17 protein-coding genes are annotated in these 15,569 nt (G+C 63.6%); 12 read left to right on the top strand and 5 right to left on the bottom strand.

Features of this window, described 5'->3' with window-relative positions; all coding sequences use genetic code 11:
- Positions 1 to 14 precede the first annotated feature (14 nt).
- From AB4Y43_RS01800 to AB4Y43_RS01825, 6 genes are all read left to right on the top strand, one after another.
- Positions 15 to 779 (top strand): FadR/GntR family transcriptional regulator, encoded by a 765-nt coding sequence (locus AB4Y43_RS01800; RefSeq protein ID WP_256094849.1) that lies wholly within the window; start codon positions 15 to 17, stop codon positions 777 to 779.
- Positions 780 to 968: 189 nt separating this feature from the next.
- Entirely contained in the window at positions 969 to 1,874 is a 906-nt protein-coding gene (locus AB4Y43_RS01805; RefSeq protein WP_368726884.1) for a hypothetical protein, read from the top strand.
- A 398-nt stretch (positions 1,875 to 2,272) separates the two neighbouring features.
- Positions 2,273 to 2,458 (top strand): hypothetical protein, encoded by a 186-nt coding sequence (locus tag AB4Y43_RS01810; RefSeq protein ID WP_342947239.1) that lies wholly within the window; start codon positions 2,273 to 2,275, stop codon positions 2,456 to 2,458.
- 41 nt (positions 2,459 to 2,499) lie between these two features.
- Positions 2,500 to 2,700 carry a DUF6726 family protein gene (locus AB4Y43_RS01815; protein ID WP_069266533.1) on the top strand — a complete coding sequence of 67 codons (201 nt, stop codon included), beginning with the start codon at positions 2,500 to 2,502 and terminating at the stop codon, positions 2,698 to 2,700.
- A gap of 14 nt (positions 2,701 to 2,714) precedes the next feature.
- Positions 2,715 to 3,536, top strand: coding sequence for a hypothetical protein (locus tag AB4Y43_RS01820; RefSeq protein WP_368726885.1), 822 nt, complete (start codon positions 2,715 to 2,717; stop codon positions 3,534 to 3,536).
- Positions 3,537 to 3,665: 129 nt separating this feature from the next.
- Positions 3,666 to 4,361 carry a flagellar basal body L-ring protein FlgH gene (locus tag AB4Y43_RS01825; RefSeq protein WP_083245386.1) on the top strand — a complete coding sequence of 232 codons (696 nt, stop codon included), beginning with the start codon at positions 3,666 to 3,668 and terminating at the stop codon, positions 4,359 to 4,361.
- 178 nt (positions 4,362 to 4,539) lie between these two features.
- Here AB4Y43_RS01825 and AB4Y43_RS01830 read toward each other — a convergent pair whose 3' ends face one another.
- The 3 genes from AB4Y43_RS01830 to AB4Y43_RS01840 form a co-directional block, all read right to left on the bottom strand.
- Positions 4,540 to 5,682 (bottom strand): IS481 family transposase, encoded by a 1,143-nt coding sequence (locus tag AB4Y43_RS01830; RefSeq protein WP_368726886.1) that lies wholly within the window; start codon positions 5,680 to 5,682, stop codon positions 4,540 to 4,542.
- A 587-nt stretch (positions 5,683 to 6,269) separates the two neighbouring features.
- Positions 6,270 to 7,088 carry a response regulator gene (locus AB4Y43_RS01835; RefSeq protein ID WP_368602150.1) on the bottom strand — a complete coding sequence of 273 codons (819 nt, stop codon included), beginning with the start codon at positions 7,086 to 7,088 and terminating at the stop codon, positions 6,270 to 6,272.
- Between the two features lie 85 nt (positions 7,089 to 7,173).
- Complete coding sequence (locus tag AB4Y43_RS01840; RefSeq protein WP_342947236.1) at positions 7,174 to 7,725, bottom strand: hypothetical protein; 552 nt, start codon at positions 7,723 to 7,725, stop codon at positions 7,174 to 7,176.
- Positions 7,726 to 8,205: 480 nt separating this feature from the next.
- Between AB4Y43_RS01840 and AB4Y43_RS01845 the strand changes: the two genes are divergently transcribed.
- The 3 genes from AB4Y43_RS01845 (at position 8,206) to AB4Y43_RS01855 (ending at position 11,287) form a co-directional block, all read left to right on the top strand.
- Positions 8,206 to 9,123 (top strand): lysozyme inhibitor LprI family protein, encoded by a 918-nt coding sequence (locus AB4Y43_RS01845; RefSeq protein ID WP_368726887.1) that lies wholly within the window; start codon positions 8,206 to 8,208, stop codon positions 9,121 to 9,123.
- Between the two features lie 78 nt (positions 9,124 to 9,201).
- Positions 9,202 to 9,969 (top strand): response regulator, encoded by a 768-nt coding sequence (locus AB4Y43_RS01850; RefSeq protein ID WP_069266729.1) that lies wholly within the window; start codon positions 9,202 to 9,204, stop codon positions 9,967 to 9,969.
- Between the two features lie 4 nt (positions 9,970 to 9,973).
- Positions 9,974 to 11,287 carry an ATP-binding protein gene (locus tag AB4Y43_RS01855; RefSeq protein ID WP_368726888.1) on the top strand — a complete coding sequence of 438 codons (1,314 nt, stop codon included), beginning with the start codon at positions 9,974 to 9,976 and terminating at the stop codon, positions 11,285 to 11,287.
- Positions 11,288 to 11,327: 40 nt separating this feature from the next.
- Here the strand turns inward: AB4Y43_RS01855 and AB4Y43_RS01860 are convergent, their stop codons facing one another.
- On the bottom strand, positions 11,328 to 12,260 hold the full coding sequence (locus AB4Y43_RS01860) for a tyrosine-protein phosphatase (RefSeq protein ID WP_368617090.1): 933 nt from the start codon (positions 12,258 to 12,260) through the stop codon (positions 11,328 to 11,330).
- A gap of 430 nt (positions 12,261 to 12,690) precedes the next feature.
- Between AB4Y43_RS01860 and flhC the strand changes: the two genes are divergently transcribed.
- Positions 12,691 to 13,401: a flagellar transcriptional regulator FlhC gene (flhC, locus tag AB4Y43_RS01865; protein WP_368726889.1), complete on the top strand. Its 711-nt coding sequence runs from the start codon at positions 12,691 to 12,693 to the stop codon at positions 13,399 to 13,401.
- Positions 13,402 to 13,419: 18 nt separating this feature from the next.
- Here the strand turns inward: flhC and AB4Y43_RS01870 are convergent, their stop codons facing one another.
- On the bottom strand, positions 13,420 to 14,016 hold the full coding sequence (locus AB4Y43_RS01870; protein ID WP_368726890.1) for a hypothetical protein: 597 nt from the start codon (positions 14,014 to 14,016) through the stop codon (positions 13,420 to 13,422).
- Between AB4Y43_RS01870 and AB4Y43_RS01875 the strand changes: the two genes are divergently transcribed.
- Together AB4Y43_RS01875 and AB4Y43_RS01880 are read left to right on the top strand one after the other, a co-directional pair.
- The gene (locus AB4Y43_RS01875) at positions 13,995 to 14,450 is read left to right on the top strand and encodes a hypothetical protein (protein ID WP_342947231.1); all 456 of its coding nucleotides are present in this window, start codon (positions 13,995 to 13,997) and stop codon (positions 14,448 to 14,450) included. The genes AB4Y43_RS01870 and AB4Y43_RS01875 overlap by 22 nt on opposite strands.
- 119 nt (positions 14,451 to 14,569) lie before the next feature.
- On the top strand, positions 14,570 to 15,541 hold the full coding sequence (locus AB4Y43_RS01880; RefSeq protein ID WP_368726891.1) for an alpha/beta hydrolase: 972 nt from the start codon (positions 14,570 to 14,572) through the stop codon (positions 15,539 to 15,541).
- Positions 15,542 to 15,569 lie beyond the last annotated feature (28 nt).

Genomic DNA, 15,569 nt, shown 5'->3' on the forward strand with positions numbered 1-15,569 from the left:
AGCACGGACACGCTGTGCACGACGTCCATGAAGGGGAAGTGATGTTCGAGCGCGAACCGATCGTTGGCAATATAACAACGCAGATCGCCAAGATTATCGGCATGCGCGTGGTCTCGGGCGAGTTTGCGCCCGGCGACGCGCTGCCGGTCGAAAGCGAACTGTGCAGCGCGTACGGCGTGAGCCGCACCACCCTGCGCGAAGCGATCAAGCAGTTGGCGGGCAAACGGCTCATTGCCGTTTCGCCCAAGATCGGCACACGTGTCCTGCCCTTCTCCGACTGGAACCTGCTCGACCGCGATGTGCTCGCGTGGCGCCTCAATGCGCAGTTCGACTCGAAGATCGTCGAAGACATCTTCGAAATGCGCATCTGCTTCGAGCCGCGCGCGAGCTTTCTTGCCGCACGCCACGGCAAGGAAGAGACCTTCCAGATCATCGAGCGCCGCTACCTTGAATTGGCTAGCGCTTACGGCCAGTCTGCCCAGCATGGCGCCTCGGACATACGCGCGGCCGCCGACGCGAATCTCGAGTTCCACCTCGCCATCATCACGGCCTCGCAAAACGGCATGTTCATCACGATCGGCAACGCCATCAAGGCCGCGCTGCGCGTGTCGTCGGAAATGATGCAGCGCCAGGCCGCGAAACCTAGCGAAGATCTCGAACTGCACGATGCCGTGCGCCGGCACATCGTCGCGCGCGAAGCCGACGCTGCGGCGGCTGCGATGACGCGCCTGCTCGAGCAGTCGCGCGACCGGATCCTGCGTTATACGATCGCGCCTTGACGAGCGCAGGCGCGCGTTGGCATGGATTGCCGCGTTGTGCCGATTGCACCTGAATCGGACGTTTTCCCCGGGGTGCCAGATCGCCCGTATCGCAAGTTCCGCAATCGGGCATGACCGTTGCGCCCACGCCTCGTACGCGGCGGCACCGCCCGTCGAAAGCGAAGGGAGACAGTCATGAGGCAAACCGTATTGGGCGTCTACGACAGCTATGGGAGCGCATGTTCCGCGCAAAAGGCGCTAGGCGACGCAGGCGTCGCGCAAGCCGATATCGCCATTTACTCGATGTCGACGGAGACCCCGGTGGAAAAAGGGCCGCGGGTGTATGCAGCGGGCGCGAGCGATACTGAGCAACGCACGCCGGTATTCGATCAGCTCGAACGCTTGTTCGCGCGGCTCTTCACGCCCGGCGCGTATCCGCCGGTGACCGAAGATTACCGGGAGTTCATCCGTCGAGGCGGAACCGTCGTCAGTGCAGACGTTTCCGAAATGCAGGTAAATCTGGCCCGCGATGTGATGCGCAGCGCGGGTGCAGCGGACATCGAGGAACGCAGCCGTGCCTGGCACCAAGCTTCGTCGGGCATTGCACCCTCCAGGAGTACGGCTCGCGCGGCCGGCAGTTTTCACCAGACGTCGCCCGAAGCGCCCGCCGAAACACGGCACGCCGCCTATTCATCTGCAGTGCCAACTGTCGTCAGCAGCATGCAGCAGGTCTCGACGCGCACAGCGACGGAACCCGAACGGACCTCCAGCACGGCCAATGCGCCACAGACATCGGCCAATGCGCCACAGACATCGGCGAGAGGCCTCGTAGGGGATCCCGTCATGGGCACCCCGCTCGACGACGGATCCGACGAGACGGAAGTCCGCAAAGACTATGACGCAAATTACGCGGACTCCGGCATGTCCTACGAAGAATATTGCGCAGCCTACGAGCACGGCGCAACGCTCAGCCAGGATGAGCGGTATCGCGGACACGACTGGCAAGGCATTGAGCCGAGTGCTCGCGAGGATTGGGAGTCGCGCTACCCGGAAAGCGGCTGGGAAAGATTCAAGGCGGCCGTGCGGCACGGCTGGGAACGCATGAAGAGGGTTTGACGCCGCCTGCTTCCACCTTATTTTGCTTTCACCCAGGCTGCTGAGCCAGGCAGCCAGCCTGGGAACGTGCGCTCGCCTCACCCTCCTCGTCCTCCCCACCCCTTACACGCCGCGCGCAAATCGCGTTTGCGGATTTCCTTCGGTTCCAGCCTAGTTCTGCGCCTCGTCAGCGGCTCCCCGCCGAATTCCCGCCTTTCAAACTTGCACATTCGTATACCCCTGGAAGGACTCGTAAGCGATTGGCCAAAGGCCACGCTGATTCCCGCTTCATGCACACGCTCTGGAAGCGAAGATTTGCCTCGCCGCACGTCGATTGCCCCCGATCGGCGTAAGGCGGGGCGCGCTTCCCCCTTCTCGGCGCGCCCCTTTTTTGTTCCATTGCGCCAAGGAGGCCCATCATGACCAGCCCTATCGGTTCGAGCAACATCGCGCACACGTCCTCGTTGACGACGCTGGGCGAAAACCGCAACACCAGGAACTCCAGCACGGGAGGTACCGCCGGTAACCCCTTTCCGCAGCAGGAAACCGTGAATCCGGCCCCACCGATCGGTCCGCTCGGCCACAACATCAACACTTCGGCATGACCACTTCGCTGTCACGGGAGCCGTCGACGCAGCGCTCGCCCATGTGCCTGACACCCCGGTTGTCAACGCATCTGGCGCGCGCCGCGTCGGCCATTGCCCTCGCCTGCCTGGCTCTGCCGCTCGACGGCTGCGCCGTGGTGGCCTTTCCATGCCGGGTCGCATCGGCCACGCTGAAGATCGTGCCGCTGGTCGGCCATCCCGCAGCAGTGCCGTTCGACGCGTGCGCGGCGGCGGTCGACTGATCGAGGTTTAGCCGATGAAACGGGCGTCATTGATCGCTTGCGCTTTGAGCGGCGCATGCCTGGCCGCGCCGCTCTCGCCCGCGCATGCGGACACGCACTACGAAGGGCGCGTGCAAATGTACGTCGCGCCGCAGGCCCCCGCGCCGGCGAGCCCGCCGAGCGCATTGATTACCGCGAACGCGGTGCATGAGGCAAGCGCAGCGAAACCGCCCGCGGCACCGCCGAGAAAACGGCGGCCGTCGCCCGCTTCACCGCCCACCCGTCCGCGCGTTCCGGCGCCGGATGAATCGCCCTTTGCGTTTCGCGGCATTGTGCTCGGTACGCCGCTGAGCGCGCTACGGCAAACGGACATGGTGCGCGCAACGCCGCACGAGAGCGAACTGCTTTGCGAGACCGACATCGCGGGCAGCGACATCGGCATGATGGTCAAGAGTTACACGAGCCAGACGGTCGCTTGCCGGTGGGCTCACCATACGGCGCAAGGCTGGACGCCCTCGCGCGCCGTCGTGGACGGCGTGCCCGCGGTGGACCATATCCTGCGCTTTGCGCACGCATCGGCGGGCGACCCGCTGCGGCTCTATGAAATGTCGTTCGTCGTGGACTCGACAACGGCATTCGACCTGCGCAATCTGCTCGCCTCGCGCTACGGCGCGCCGCGCGTGCTCGGCGCGTCTTCGCTGCCGCTGCTCGTGTGGGAGAACGCATCGAGCACGATCACCATCTGCCTGCTGCCCGACAGCCAGCGCGCGACGCTCACCTACCTGCTCAAGCCCGCCACGCTGCGCGGCAGAGGCAGCGAGAAGACGCTCAAGCTGAGCCAATTCGATGAAGGCTGAAACGATGTGCGCCAACCCGTCGCCCGAACGAACTCGACGAATCTGCTGACTTCGCTGAATTCGCCAAATCCGATGAATCACTCTTGCACCCGCCCCACCGCCATGCCCTACGATCAATCGGAATCCTCAATGTCCAGCGCATGCCGGACGACTCGTTCGAAAAGCTTGCGGTACGTGTTGCTGTGCGCGTCGCTCGGCGCGGCGCTGGCTGGCTGCGCGACGCCGGAGTCGATCGTCAACACGCCGATGACGCCGCCGCTCGCGGAACCGCTGCTGAACGTCAACACCAGCGGCGCGATCTATCAGTCGGGCACCGCCATCTCGCTGTACGAAACACCGCGGGCGCAGCGAATCGGCGACGTGCTCACAATCCGGCTTTCCGAAACCTATAGCGGCAACGATGTCGCGAATGCGGCTGCGAAGCGCGACAGCAACATCACGGCCACGGCCGCCGACCAGTCGACCGGCGCGGCGGCGCGACTTGCGCGCCTGTTCAATATCGGCTCGGCTTCGACCTCGTTCAACGGCAGCGGCAGTCACACGCTTTCGAGCGACATGACCGGCACGCTGGCCGTCACGGTCATCAGCAAGACGCCTACGGGTAATCTGGTTGTGTCCGGCGAGAAGATTATCGCGATGAGCGGTGAGCATCAACGGTTGCGGCTTTCCGGGATCGTTAATCCTAACGATGTCGAAGCCGATAATTACGTTGAGTCGGGGAAGATTGCCAATGCCCGGATCGAGCAGGTGGGGCGTGGGTTGCTGAATGATGCGACTACTGTTGGGTGGTTGCAGCGTATGTTTCTTAGTGTGCTGACGTTTTGATTGTTTTTGCTTTTGTGTTTTCTTGTTTTCTTGTTTTCTTGTTTTCTTGTTTTCTTGTTTTCGCGTCGGTATGCATGCGTTGCCCCTGTGCGGGGCGGCACCTACTTTCTTTGCGGCGGTGTATGGACCGGAAACATGGGTAACAGGTGTGCGGGGACATGGGTAACACATGATCCGCTCATTCGGGATGGTCCAGGTTGATGGTTCCGAAATGATGATGCAGGAAAAACAGGTCATAGCGGTTGCCGCTTCCTGCGCTGGGGCGCACCGCAACCGGCAGCTTGTGCAGCGCACTTGAAACCTTGAAACAGCGGCACCGGAAACGGAGTTCTCCATTCCACCCCACGCGTACCACCGTGTCGTCGCTGCGATATTCGATCGGCGGCAGTGTCTCCGGATACGGGTGCGCACTGGGCCGGTAACGGGTGATCGGAGTGGCCATCTGCAGGGCCTGATGCGGGCGCTGATGGTTATAGACCGTGCGCCACTCGTCAAACACCCGCTGGGCGTTGCGCAGGCTGTCGAAGCGACGGCCGCTGAGCACCTCGGCCTTCAGCGTGCGGTGAAACCGTTCGTCCTTGCCGTTGGTCTGCGGGTGCGCCACCCGGCTATGGGACAGACGCACACCGAGCCGGATCAGCCAGATGGCCAGTTCGGTGAGCTGTCCCGGCTGGCCGGGACTGCCCCATGGCGAGCCGTTGTCCGCGTTGATGCGCAGCGGCAGCCCGTAACGGCGAAACGTCTGCCGCAGATGCGCGCGTACGGTGGAGGTGTCGGTCCTGCCGCACGCATCGAGCGTCAGGTTGAAACGCGAATGATCGTCCAGCACCGTCAGCGGCGAGCAGTGCCGCCCGTCCTGCAGCTCAAACCAGCCCTTGAAGTCCATCTGCCAGAGTGAATTCGGATGCTCGTGTTCGAAGCGCTGCCACGGTGTGGCCGCCTCCGAAGCCTCCGCGCGGATCAGGCCATGGCGGTGCAGGATGCCGGTCACCGTGCTCGGTGCGGGCACCGCGGTGTGGCCGAGATCCTCGAGGCGCCGCTTGATCTTGCGCCCGCCCCAGGCGGGATGTGCCTGGCGCAGTTCAACCACCTGCTGCTCGACTGTGGGTATGGTGCGCGCCGGACTCTGCAGGGGCCGGCGCGAGCGGTCCGCCAACGCCGTGGCGCCGTCATCCTGTGCATGCCGGGCAAGCCACTTGTAGCCGGTCTTCGGGCTGATGCCGAAACGCCGGCATAGTTCACGCCGGTTGGCGCCTTCCTGCAAGGCCAGATTCACGAATTCCAGACGCAGGTTCATGGTGTTTCTCGGGTTCCAGGGCATGAACGGCTCCAGGCCAATCACTCGCCCGAAGTGTTACCCATGTCCCCGCACACCTGTTACCCATGTCTCCGGTCCATACACCGCGGCAAAGAAAGTAGGCAAAGAAAGCCGCTCAAACCGCCAGCGCCTGCCACAGTTCACATCGCACCACTAATGGTGAATGGCTCCGGAGCGTCTGTCGCCTCGCACCACCCAAGTGAGTGACAAGGCAGTCATTCATCCCGCTGCTCGCTGCGCGCACTGCGGTCGGGTCTGCATGGGAAACCAAGGGGTATTGCCAAGGTTCGCGAGAATGCACGCGCCCCGCTGGTGTTGGGTTATGCCCTTCGGCGCGCGCAGCGCCGCCGGAAGGATGAGCGCCTTGTCACTACCTTTGAAGGCGCGAGGTGACAGACGCTCCGGAGCCATTCACCATTTATGGCGAGATGTGAACTGTGGCAGGCATTAGCGGTTTGAGCGGCTTTCTTTGCCTACTTTCTTTGCCGCCGCAAAGAAAGTAGGTGCCGCCCCGCACAGGGGCAACCCAGGCAGACCGACGCGAAAACAAGAAAATGCCAACGGTTTAACGAAAAGCACAAAAAAGCCGCTCAGTCATCCTCACCATCAGGCATTTCACCTTCAAACTCATCGGCATATTCACTGCCGCCTTCACCGGCCGGCTCCCGAGCAGCATGTTCACCAAACCGCTCGGCAAACCCCACCTCACCGTCCGGCACAAACACATACCCATGCCCCCAAACAGTCTGAAGATACCGCGGTTCAGAAGGATCGGTTTCTATGAGCCGCCGCAAACGCCAGATCGCGACATCGAGACTGCGGTTCCGATACCGCCCCGCCTCCCCATACACGATTTCAATAATGCGCTCACGCGAAAGAATCGTCATTGAGTGATTGACGAATAGCTTGAGAAACGCGAATTCACTGGAACGCAGCGGCATGCGAACTTCCTCGCGATACAACTCCCGCGAACGAAAATCGAGTTCAAAAGGGCCGAAGCGAAACGATTCCCGGCTCTCCGGCGCGCCCGTGAGATTCGATATGCTGCGCCGGCGCATGACTGAACGAATGCGCGCCACCAGCTCGCCCGGATCGAACGGCTTGCCCACGTAGTCGTCGGCGCCGAATTCGAGGCCCAGCACGCGGTCGATCACTTCGTTACGCGCGGTGAGCATGATGACCGGCAAGTCGTCGCCGCTTTCGCGCAAAGCGCGCAGCGCGCTGATGCCATCCACTTCCGGCATCATGATATCGAGCACGACAACCTGCGGCCGCTCGGAGCGCAGCCGCTCCTGCATCGCGCGCACGGAAGGCAGCGTCGTCACAGTAAAGCCACGCATCTGCAGATATTCGGACGTGACGTCGCGCACGACCGGATCGTCGTCGACGAGAAAGATATTATTTGCCATGCGTAAATCGTAAGGGACGAGAACGAGCCGGTACAGGCCCGCAGCCTTACCAATCCTTTCCCACGCCTCGCGTGGGACACCCGTTTTACTGGTCGCTCGAAGCGGACTGGAATGAATTGCCCAATTGCGTCTGGTCGACCACCATGCTGTCCAACAGCCCCTTGAGCTTCACCGCCGCGCTCGAATAGCGGTCGGTGCCAAGGCCGTGCACTTCGTAACGCCCCGTAACGGCAATATGATTGTGCATGAAGATCGTCAGATTGATTGTCGAAAGATAGGCCCGGCTTTCGTCGCTGAACGTCGGCTTGCCGAATTCGATCGATGCGTTATACACGAGGCGTCCTTCACAACTCACCGGCTCGGTTCCGGCGCCGTAGACGTCCGAAGTCACGCCGCGCTGCGCGAGCACGAGCTGCAGCGATGGCACGAAGTCTCCCGACGTGACCATGGGATTGTTCTCGATGCAGATCGAACTGAGATTGACCGGCCGGCCCGACACGAATTTAGGCGAGGAGTAATTCGACGCGACTGCGTAGCCCGCCTGGATCACGGAGCCGGTCGCATCGGCCGCGGTGATGAGCGTCCATGCACAGCCGTTGAGCGCAAGCGCCGCGGCGCACGGGGCGCCGAGTTTCACCGCGCGCGCCCTCGCACGGCTGACGTATGACACGATTTCATGTGGCATGGGAGCGGATACCCGATGCGTTGATGGGCTGCGCGGAACATGACACATTCCCTGCAGGACTCGCCACGCATGATCGGCGCAAAGCGATGCGCGCGATGGCCGGGACATCGGTCAATGTTGAATGCCACTTTCCACTTCTTCAAAAACCTCCCGCCTGGTAAGGCGTTGAACGGCACTCGTGTGCGCCGTTTCAACGCGGAGGCGCGCACCACAAGCGCTCAACGACCTTCGGTCACGACCGCGGGCGGCTGCGCGTGTAATGTTTCGTAAGCGCTCCTGCATTCTCCCCGCTGAGCGAGACATTGCGGATTCACCGCCGCGCTATCGTTCTCACTGCGGTTCTCACTGCGGCGCCTCGCGCCTTTGCGACGCCGGACGAGCCACACGCTGTTCCTGTCTTTCTCCTGCTCTTTCAACATCATCATGGCTGCCATGAACCGAGAACCGAAAATCCGTCGCGCCCACTTCTTGAAGCGCGGCCTGAACGCTGCTGCGATCGCGCTGTTCGCGTCGCTCGCTGGCTCGCCGTTCGCGCACGCTGCAAGCTTTCACTGCCCGCATAACGCGTCCGCCTCTGAGCGGCTCGTGTGCAACGATCCGACGCTCTCCGCGCTCGACGACAAACTCGCCGCGCTCTATCGCAGCGCGTTCGACGCGAGCACCGACACCACCGCGCTCGAAGCCGACCGCGTGAGCCAGTGGCAATGGCGTCAGCACAACTGCAAGGACAAGGCGTGTGTGTCGGACTGGTACGACCGCCGCATCGCCGAACTCGAAGGCGATCTCAAGCATGGCAAGCAGGCTGCCGCGCGCCGCGTGAAGGAAGGCGTCGTCGACCAGCACCTCGCCCCGTCGGCACAAGACGCCGTGCTCGAAATGCACGGCATCCCGCCCGCGCCGAAGGACGATAGCGCAGCGGCCGCGCCCTCTGCGGACAGCACGAAAAGTGTGAAGAAGGCGGGCGCGAAGGTCGCGGGTGCCGAAGCCGATGCGTCGCTGCACCTGCAAAAGATGCCGAGCGGCGTGGCCGCCGACGCGCGCCAGACGCGACTCGCGCAAGCGCAGGCGCAGGCACACGCGCATGGCCTGCCCCAAAAGGATGTCGCCCCGACGGGTGACGTTTCGGCGATGACCGCGAAAATGGCTGGCGCGAACTCGGCGTTCGCCAAAGCGGCAGGCATGGCATCCATCGACGCGCCGGCCACACAGCCCGCGAGCCCCGCGGCCAATGAAGCAGCCGCGAAGCCGGCGGACCAGGCGAGCGCACTCAACTGCGCATCCGTCGCGTCGACGGAATCCGCGCACGCTACGCAGGCAGCCATCGAGCCAGGCGCCGTCGCCATGAAGTAACACGCCATGTAAGCTACGGCAAGAAATCTGCGGTCGCGCGCTGTTCTGCCGGTTGTCGATATCAAATAAAATACGGCGATGAGTCCACACGTTCTCATCGTCGACGACGATCCGGTCGTGCGCGATCTCCTCTCCAGCTTTCTTCGGGCCAATGGTTTCGAGGCCTCGGTCCTCCACGACGGCACGCATCTCGGCGCTCGGCTGGAACGCGAGCGGCCATCGGTCGTCGTGCTCGACGTCATGATGCCGCGCACGGACGGCTTGCGCGCCCTCGCCGCCTTGCGCGCGCAGGGCGACAACATTCCGGTGATCTTCGCCTCCGCACGCGGCGCGGTGGGCGACCGCATTGCGGGTCTCACGCTGGGCGCGGACGACTACGTCGCCAAGCCCTTCGATCCGCAGGAATTGCTGCTGCGTATCCAGACCGTGCTGCGCAGGCGCGGCAACGGCCCCGCGGGCGCACCCGTGGCGCGCGAACGCTACCGCTTCGGCGATTTCGAGCTCGATTTCATGGCGCGCACGCTCGAACGCGACGGCAAGCGCGTGCCATTGCGCAGCAGTGAGTTCGTCCTCCTGAAGATTTTCACGGAGCATCCGTATCGCGTGCTTTCACGCGTGCTGATTCACGACCTGCTCCACGCAGACGGCCTCGAATTCAACGAGCGCAGCCTCGATGTACCGGTCTGGCGCCTGCGCCGCGTGATCGAAGACAATCCCGCACAGCCGCGCTACGTGCAGACCCTGCGAGGCAAAGGCTACGTGTTCGTGCCGCAGAGCGGGGTCGGCATCGAAGGCGACGCAGGCAACCCCCCAGCAGACGACAGCGGCCGCAGCCTGAACGCGTAATTGCATGAACAATCCGTTGAATACGCTGTTCGGACGCATGGCGCTGATGTCCGCGCTCCTGCTGTTCGCCATTCAGGCATGCTGGTTCATCGTGTTCGCGCCGCAGCCGCGCCGCCACGAAGTGGAAGGCTTCGAGCGCGGTCTGCTGCTCATGCTGCACGCGGCAACCAGCGCAGCGCCCGGTACGGCGACGAGCGCGGCACCCAGCACGCCCCCTAACGAGATGGACCTCGCGCCAGCCCTGCGCGTGCATCTCGTGCCCACCTGGAACATGCCCGCCGATGTGCGGCTCGAAGTGCCCAAACGCGAGCCGCTTGCCGACTTGCGCAAGCAACTCCTGCGCGATTTGCCGCCCGGCACCGAGATTCTCGCCGACCTGCGCCATCGCGAAGCCCTGTGGGTGCGTTTCGCGGGGCAGCCAACGTGGATCGTCGCGCCCGTCGATCTGCCGCCACCGCGAAACCTGCTGCCGCTGTTCGGTTCGATGCTCGCCATTTCGCTGCTGCTCGCGCTACTCGCCATGTGGCAGATGCAACGGCCGCTTTCGCTCGTGGCCCAGGCCGCGCGCGCATTCGGCACCGGCGATCGTCCCGCGCCCGTCAAGCAGCACGGGCCGCGCGAATTGCGCGAACTGATCGGCTCATTCAACGGCATGATGAAGCAGCTCAACGAAGCCGACGACGATCAGGCCGTCATGCTCGCGGGCGTCGCCCACGATCTGAAGTCGCCGCTCACGCGCCTGAAGCTGCGTGCAAGCATGATGGGCTCCGAGCGCGAGCGCGAACAGCTCATCCGCGAAGTCGATTCGCTGAACGACATCGTCCAGCAGTTCCTGGAATTTGCCCGCCAGCGGCCCGAATCGGGTCCCGAGGTGGATGTCGATGCGCTGCTGCGCGAGCAGTTCTTTTCCGATGCAGGCGATGACGACGATGCGCTCTTCAGGCTCGATCTGCGCGCGGGCTCGGCGTTCAGGCTGCCGCGCACGCTGCTCGACCGGCTCGTGTCGAATCTCGTCGACAATGCGCTCGAACACGGCGTGCCGCCCGTGGAAATCGCCACGCGCCGCGAAGGCACGCAGTGGATCATCGAAGTGCGCGATCATGGCCCCGGCATCCCGCCCGAGCGCGTGGCCGCGGCGCTCAAACCCTTCGTACGCCTTGACGAAGCGCGCGGCGGCGAAGGCCATTGCGGGCTGGGTCTCGCCATCGTGACGCGCCTCACGCGCAATCAGGGTGGCCGCTGCGAGCTGTCCAATCACCCCGAAGGCGGGCTGCGCGTGCGTATCGCGCTGCCGACCGATGCACGCTCCGCTGTGTAAGCCCGCTCGGATTACCTGTTGATTCAGCGCTGCGCGCCGCTCAGACCACTAGCCGGCCGCGCAGACGATTCACCGTGTCGGACGCAAGGCCGAGACCCGCGGTGAGATACCGGTTGAGGTCGCCGTAGCTGCCCTGCACCGCGTCGAACGCGGCCTGCAGATAGCTGGCCTGCACGGGCGGCGTCAGATTGGTCGAATCCACACCCGTCGAGCGCCACGCATCGGTCAGCATGAAATCCTTCACGATGATTTCGAGCGGCACGTTTGCGATCAGCAGCAACAGGGCGCACGCCCAGCCCGCCACGTCCACGCCTGTGCCACCCGTGATTAGCAGCGGCCCCGGTGCGTCCGCGATGTGTTCGAGCAGCGCGCCGTAGATCGAGCATTGCGTGCGGCCTGTCACGAGCATGCGCCAATGCATTTGCATCGCCGCATCGAGTTCGCCGGCCAGCATGCCCCCGAACGACGGCGGCTCGAGCGTGCCCAGCACATTCAGCGCGAGGTAACTGGCGGTGCTGGGCGTTACGTCGGGCGCCGCGTCGATCTCAGCAGGCGTGCGCAGATCGTAGATGTTGGACAGCGCCATGCGCTCGAGCGTCGCGGCGTCGGCGGCGCTCGGCGTGAGCGCGTCGGAGCGGTAAATCAAGGCGCGGCGCACGTGCGCGCCGTCGCTCGTCGAGTAGCCAGGCGCAGCGCCGCCCAGATCGCGGAAGTTCGCGACGGAGCCGATCACCGGCGTGGGCGCATCCTGCGCGCCGTCGCCTCCCGTGTATTCGCCGCCGCACGCACTCAACAACGTGCTCGCGCAACCGCTCAGCGCGAGCAGGCTCACCGTGCCCTTGAGCAGCGCGCGGCGCGGCGGGTTGTCGAGCGCGCCGCCGCCACTGCGGTTGAAGTTGCCGGTCGCGGCCACAGGCAAACGCTTACGCGCCTGCGCGAACGAAGAAGTGTAGGCGGAGAAAGACAAATTCATCGGTTGGCAGCTTATGTAGGGAACCCGCAGTTCGCGCGGGCCGCTGCAACGTCGCACGTCGCATGCGTTCGGAAAGGCCGCAGTTTACCGGCAGATGCGCCTGAAAAGGTAAAAGCGCAAAACGCGGTAATAATTTTTTCCGATCCACGGTGCATTGCGCACTGATATTTTCCGCCGGTTTGTACTTATATTCTTACCGTACCTTTCTATTCACACCGAACAGGTAATTGCCGTGGTAATGCGCGGTTATTTCCCATTTCAATCCACACCTGAATATCGGCTGCACAGGCCATTCTCTTTATAGATATTCCAGTTTCTTTCCAAATATTATCCTTGACGCTCTTTGTTGCGCTTTTATAATCGCCCGTGAATTCAGGCATTCGCCTGGACCACCGTGGCGGTCGTCGGCTGCCCCTGGGAGTACCACGTCATGTACAAAGGCAGTGTGACCGAAGAAGCGCGTGAAGTGCTGCGCGCAATCGAGCTGATCCAGCTGGGCGCACGCATGCCTGTGCTCGAAAAAGAACTGACGCTTTCGCGCAATCGTTTGATCAGGCTTTATCGGGAACTCAAGAATGCTTCGCCGCCCAAGGGCATGTTGCCGTTTTCGGCAGACTGGTATTTCACATGGCTGCCGAACATTCATGCGTCGCTCTTCTACAACATCTATCTGTTTCTTACGGATAGAGCGAAATGCAGCCGGCTCGATGCCCTCACGCGTGCATACCGCCTTTATCTCGAGCATTGCGACAGCGCCGAAACCGAGCGCGTGCTGAGCTTCACGCGGGCATGGACGCTGCTGCGCTTCTTCGAAGGCGGCCTGCTCACGCTGTCGAGCTGCACCGTTTGCCACGGCCGCTTCGTGCGCCACGTGCGCGACGCACACAAGCCCACCGCCTGCTGCATTTGCATGCCGCCCGCGCGCGCCGGCATGACGCGTGCCGCACGCGCGAGCCGCACGACGGAATCCGATGCCCCGGCAGCCGCCTCCGCCACGCGGGGCCGCGCCGCAGCAGCAGTGGGCGAACTTTCGGGCACCATGCGCGAAACCATGCGCGACACGCTCGCCGAAGTCACGCGCGCCCTCGATCCAAAGCGTTCCGCGAACCGCCTGCGCCTCGTCGCTTCCGTCCCCGTCTAGGTTAAAGCGGCACGTTCCTTACGTCACATCCTCGTCGCGCTCTGCATCCGTCTGCAGAGCGCGAATATCGCACGCACAAATCCGGCAGATTGCTTTGTGGTCCTGATGAGCGTGCTGATTCTGACGACGCTCGCATTGCTGCGCCGCAAGCTCGATGGCGTGTGAGTGCGCGGCCTGCCAGATCTCCCACGCGATCTGCGCGCCGCTTTGCGAATAATCGTCGTTTTGATCGCGCTCGAGCGCATCGGGCAGGCGCGTGTGGACTTGCAGATAGAGCGTGCGATAAAGCGCCTCGAAAATCTCGCGGCGTGACGGGCGCTTCAAGCTCGCCTCTTCGCGAACGTGAACGGATTTGTGAGGCGCAGAGACTTCATCCACATTCGACGTCGAGGCGTGCTTCTTCTTGCGGGTGGGGAGGATCACGCAGACGTCGCGCAGTAATACGCGCACGACGTTACGGATACCGATATTGTCGCAGGCTCCGCAAAAGAATTGGCCGCGGAATATCGCGAATTTTTCGGCGTTATTCGTGAGTCGCTTCAGCGCTGGACCTGCGATTATTGCAGGCATAAGAAAGTCGAAAGGAGTCGACCATGCAAATCGGGGCGGCGACACAGTTCGCCAACGGTAGCGCCAACACGAGCACACTCCGTGCGGGCGCGGCTTCAGACCAGGCAGAACAGGACGGCACGCAGTCGAGCCACGCATCGACGAATGTCGCGCCGTCCACATCGCAGGACGAGGCCGTGCAGATTTCGCCGCAAGGCTATGCGGCTGCATGGACCGACGATAGCGCGGACAGCGGCGACGCAGCGGCCGACACGAGCGATGCGAGCGACACGAGCGATACCGGCGATGCCACCGACACGAGCGACGCAACCGACGCGACATCGACGCCGGCCAACGCGCAGCCCGTGAAATCGCTCGTCTATGGCGCGCTAGGCCTCGAGCGTCCCGACGCGCCCGCCGACCCGAACCACACCTATACGCTTGGGCGCTGGATCGCGGCGGGCATCACACTGGGCGGCATCATTTCGCTGTTCATCTGAGCGCGCTGCACCGCAATCCGGAGCGCATAATGTTTCGGAGACCCGATGATATGGGCGGCAAGTCGGCTATCATCACTGCCGGCAAGACCATCAACCCATAACGTACACGAGGTCCACCCGTGGCTCTCAGCGCCTTTGCCGCTTCGCAAGCCGTTCCGCTCGCTGCCATCGCCGCCGCGGCCGTCGCGCTCGCCAAGGGCGGCCCGAGGCAGCCTGAGCCGCTCGAATCGATCAACGCGCCGTTCAAGGAGGTCGACTTTTCCGACCTTCCTGCGGTGCGCCGTTATCCGGCGCGAGACGGTGCGTCGCTCGCCTGGCGCGCCTACCTGCCGCAGGCGGGCGCGCCACAAGCGTGTGTCGTGCTCATCCATGGATCGTCGGCAAGCAGCGCGAGTCTCCACCCGCTTGCGCGCCAGTTCGCCGCCGCGGGCTACGCGGCCTGCGTGCCCGATATGCGCGGCCACGGTGAATCGGGGCGCAAGGGCACGATTGCCTACATCGGTCAGTTGGAAGACGATCTCGAAGATCTGCTCGCCGCACTGCCGGGCGAGCTGGCAGCGCTGCCCAGGACGCTGATCGGCTTCTCGTCCGGCGGCGGCTTTGCGCTGCGCTTTGCGGGCGGTACACGTCAGCGCCTGTTCGAGCGTTACGTGCTGCTCGCACCCTTCCTGCACCACAAGGCGCGCACCACGCGCAACGAGGTCGGCGGCTGGGTCTCGGTCGGCATACCTCGCCTCATCGTGCTCGCTATGCTTAACGGCTTGCGCATCCGCGTCTTCAATCATCTGCCGACGATCGCCTATGCGCTCGCGCCCGAGGTCCGAGACGAGCTCACGCCGCAGTATTCGTTCAACCTGATGCAGAATTTCCGCCCGCACGACGACTACCGCGCGGACATACGCGGCGCGCGGCAGCCGGTGCACGTGCTGGCCGGCGCCGACGACGAGTTTTTTCACGCCAGCGAATACGCGGCGGCGTTCGAGGAAGCGGGCGCACACGTGCCGGTCACGATCGTACCCGGCGTGGGGCACATCGGCTTGACGCTGGATGCCACTGCAATCGCCACGGTCATCGGCTGCGTGAAGGGATAAGGCAGAGGCGCCCTCGCCGCCGTTTCGC

The sequence above is a fragment of the Paraburkholderia sp. BR10872 genome (genome assembly GCF_040965835.1).
GTDB lineage: Bacteria > Pseudomonadota > Gammaproteobacteria > Burkholderiales > Burkholderiaceae > Paraburkholderia > Paraburkholderia nodosa_A.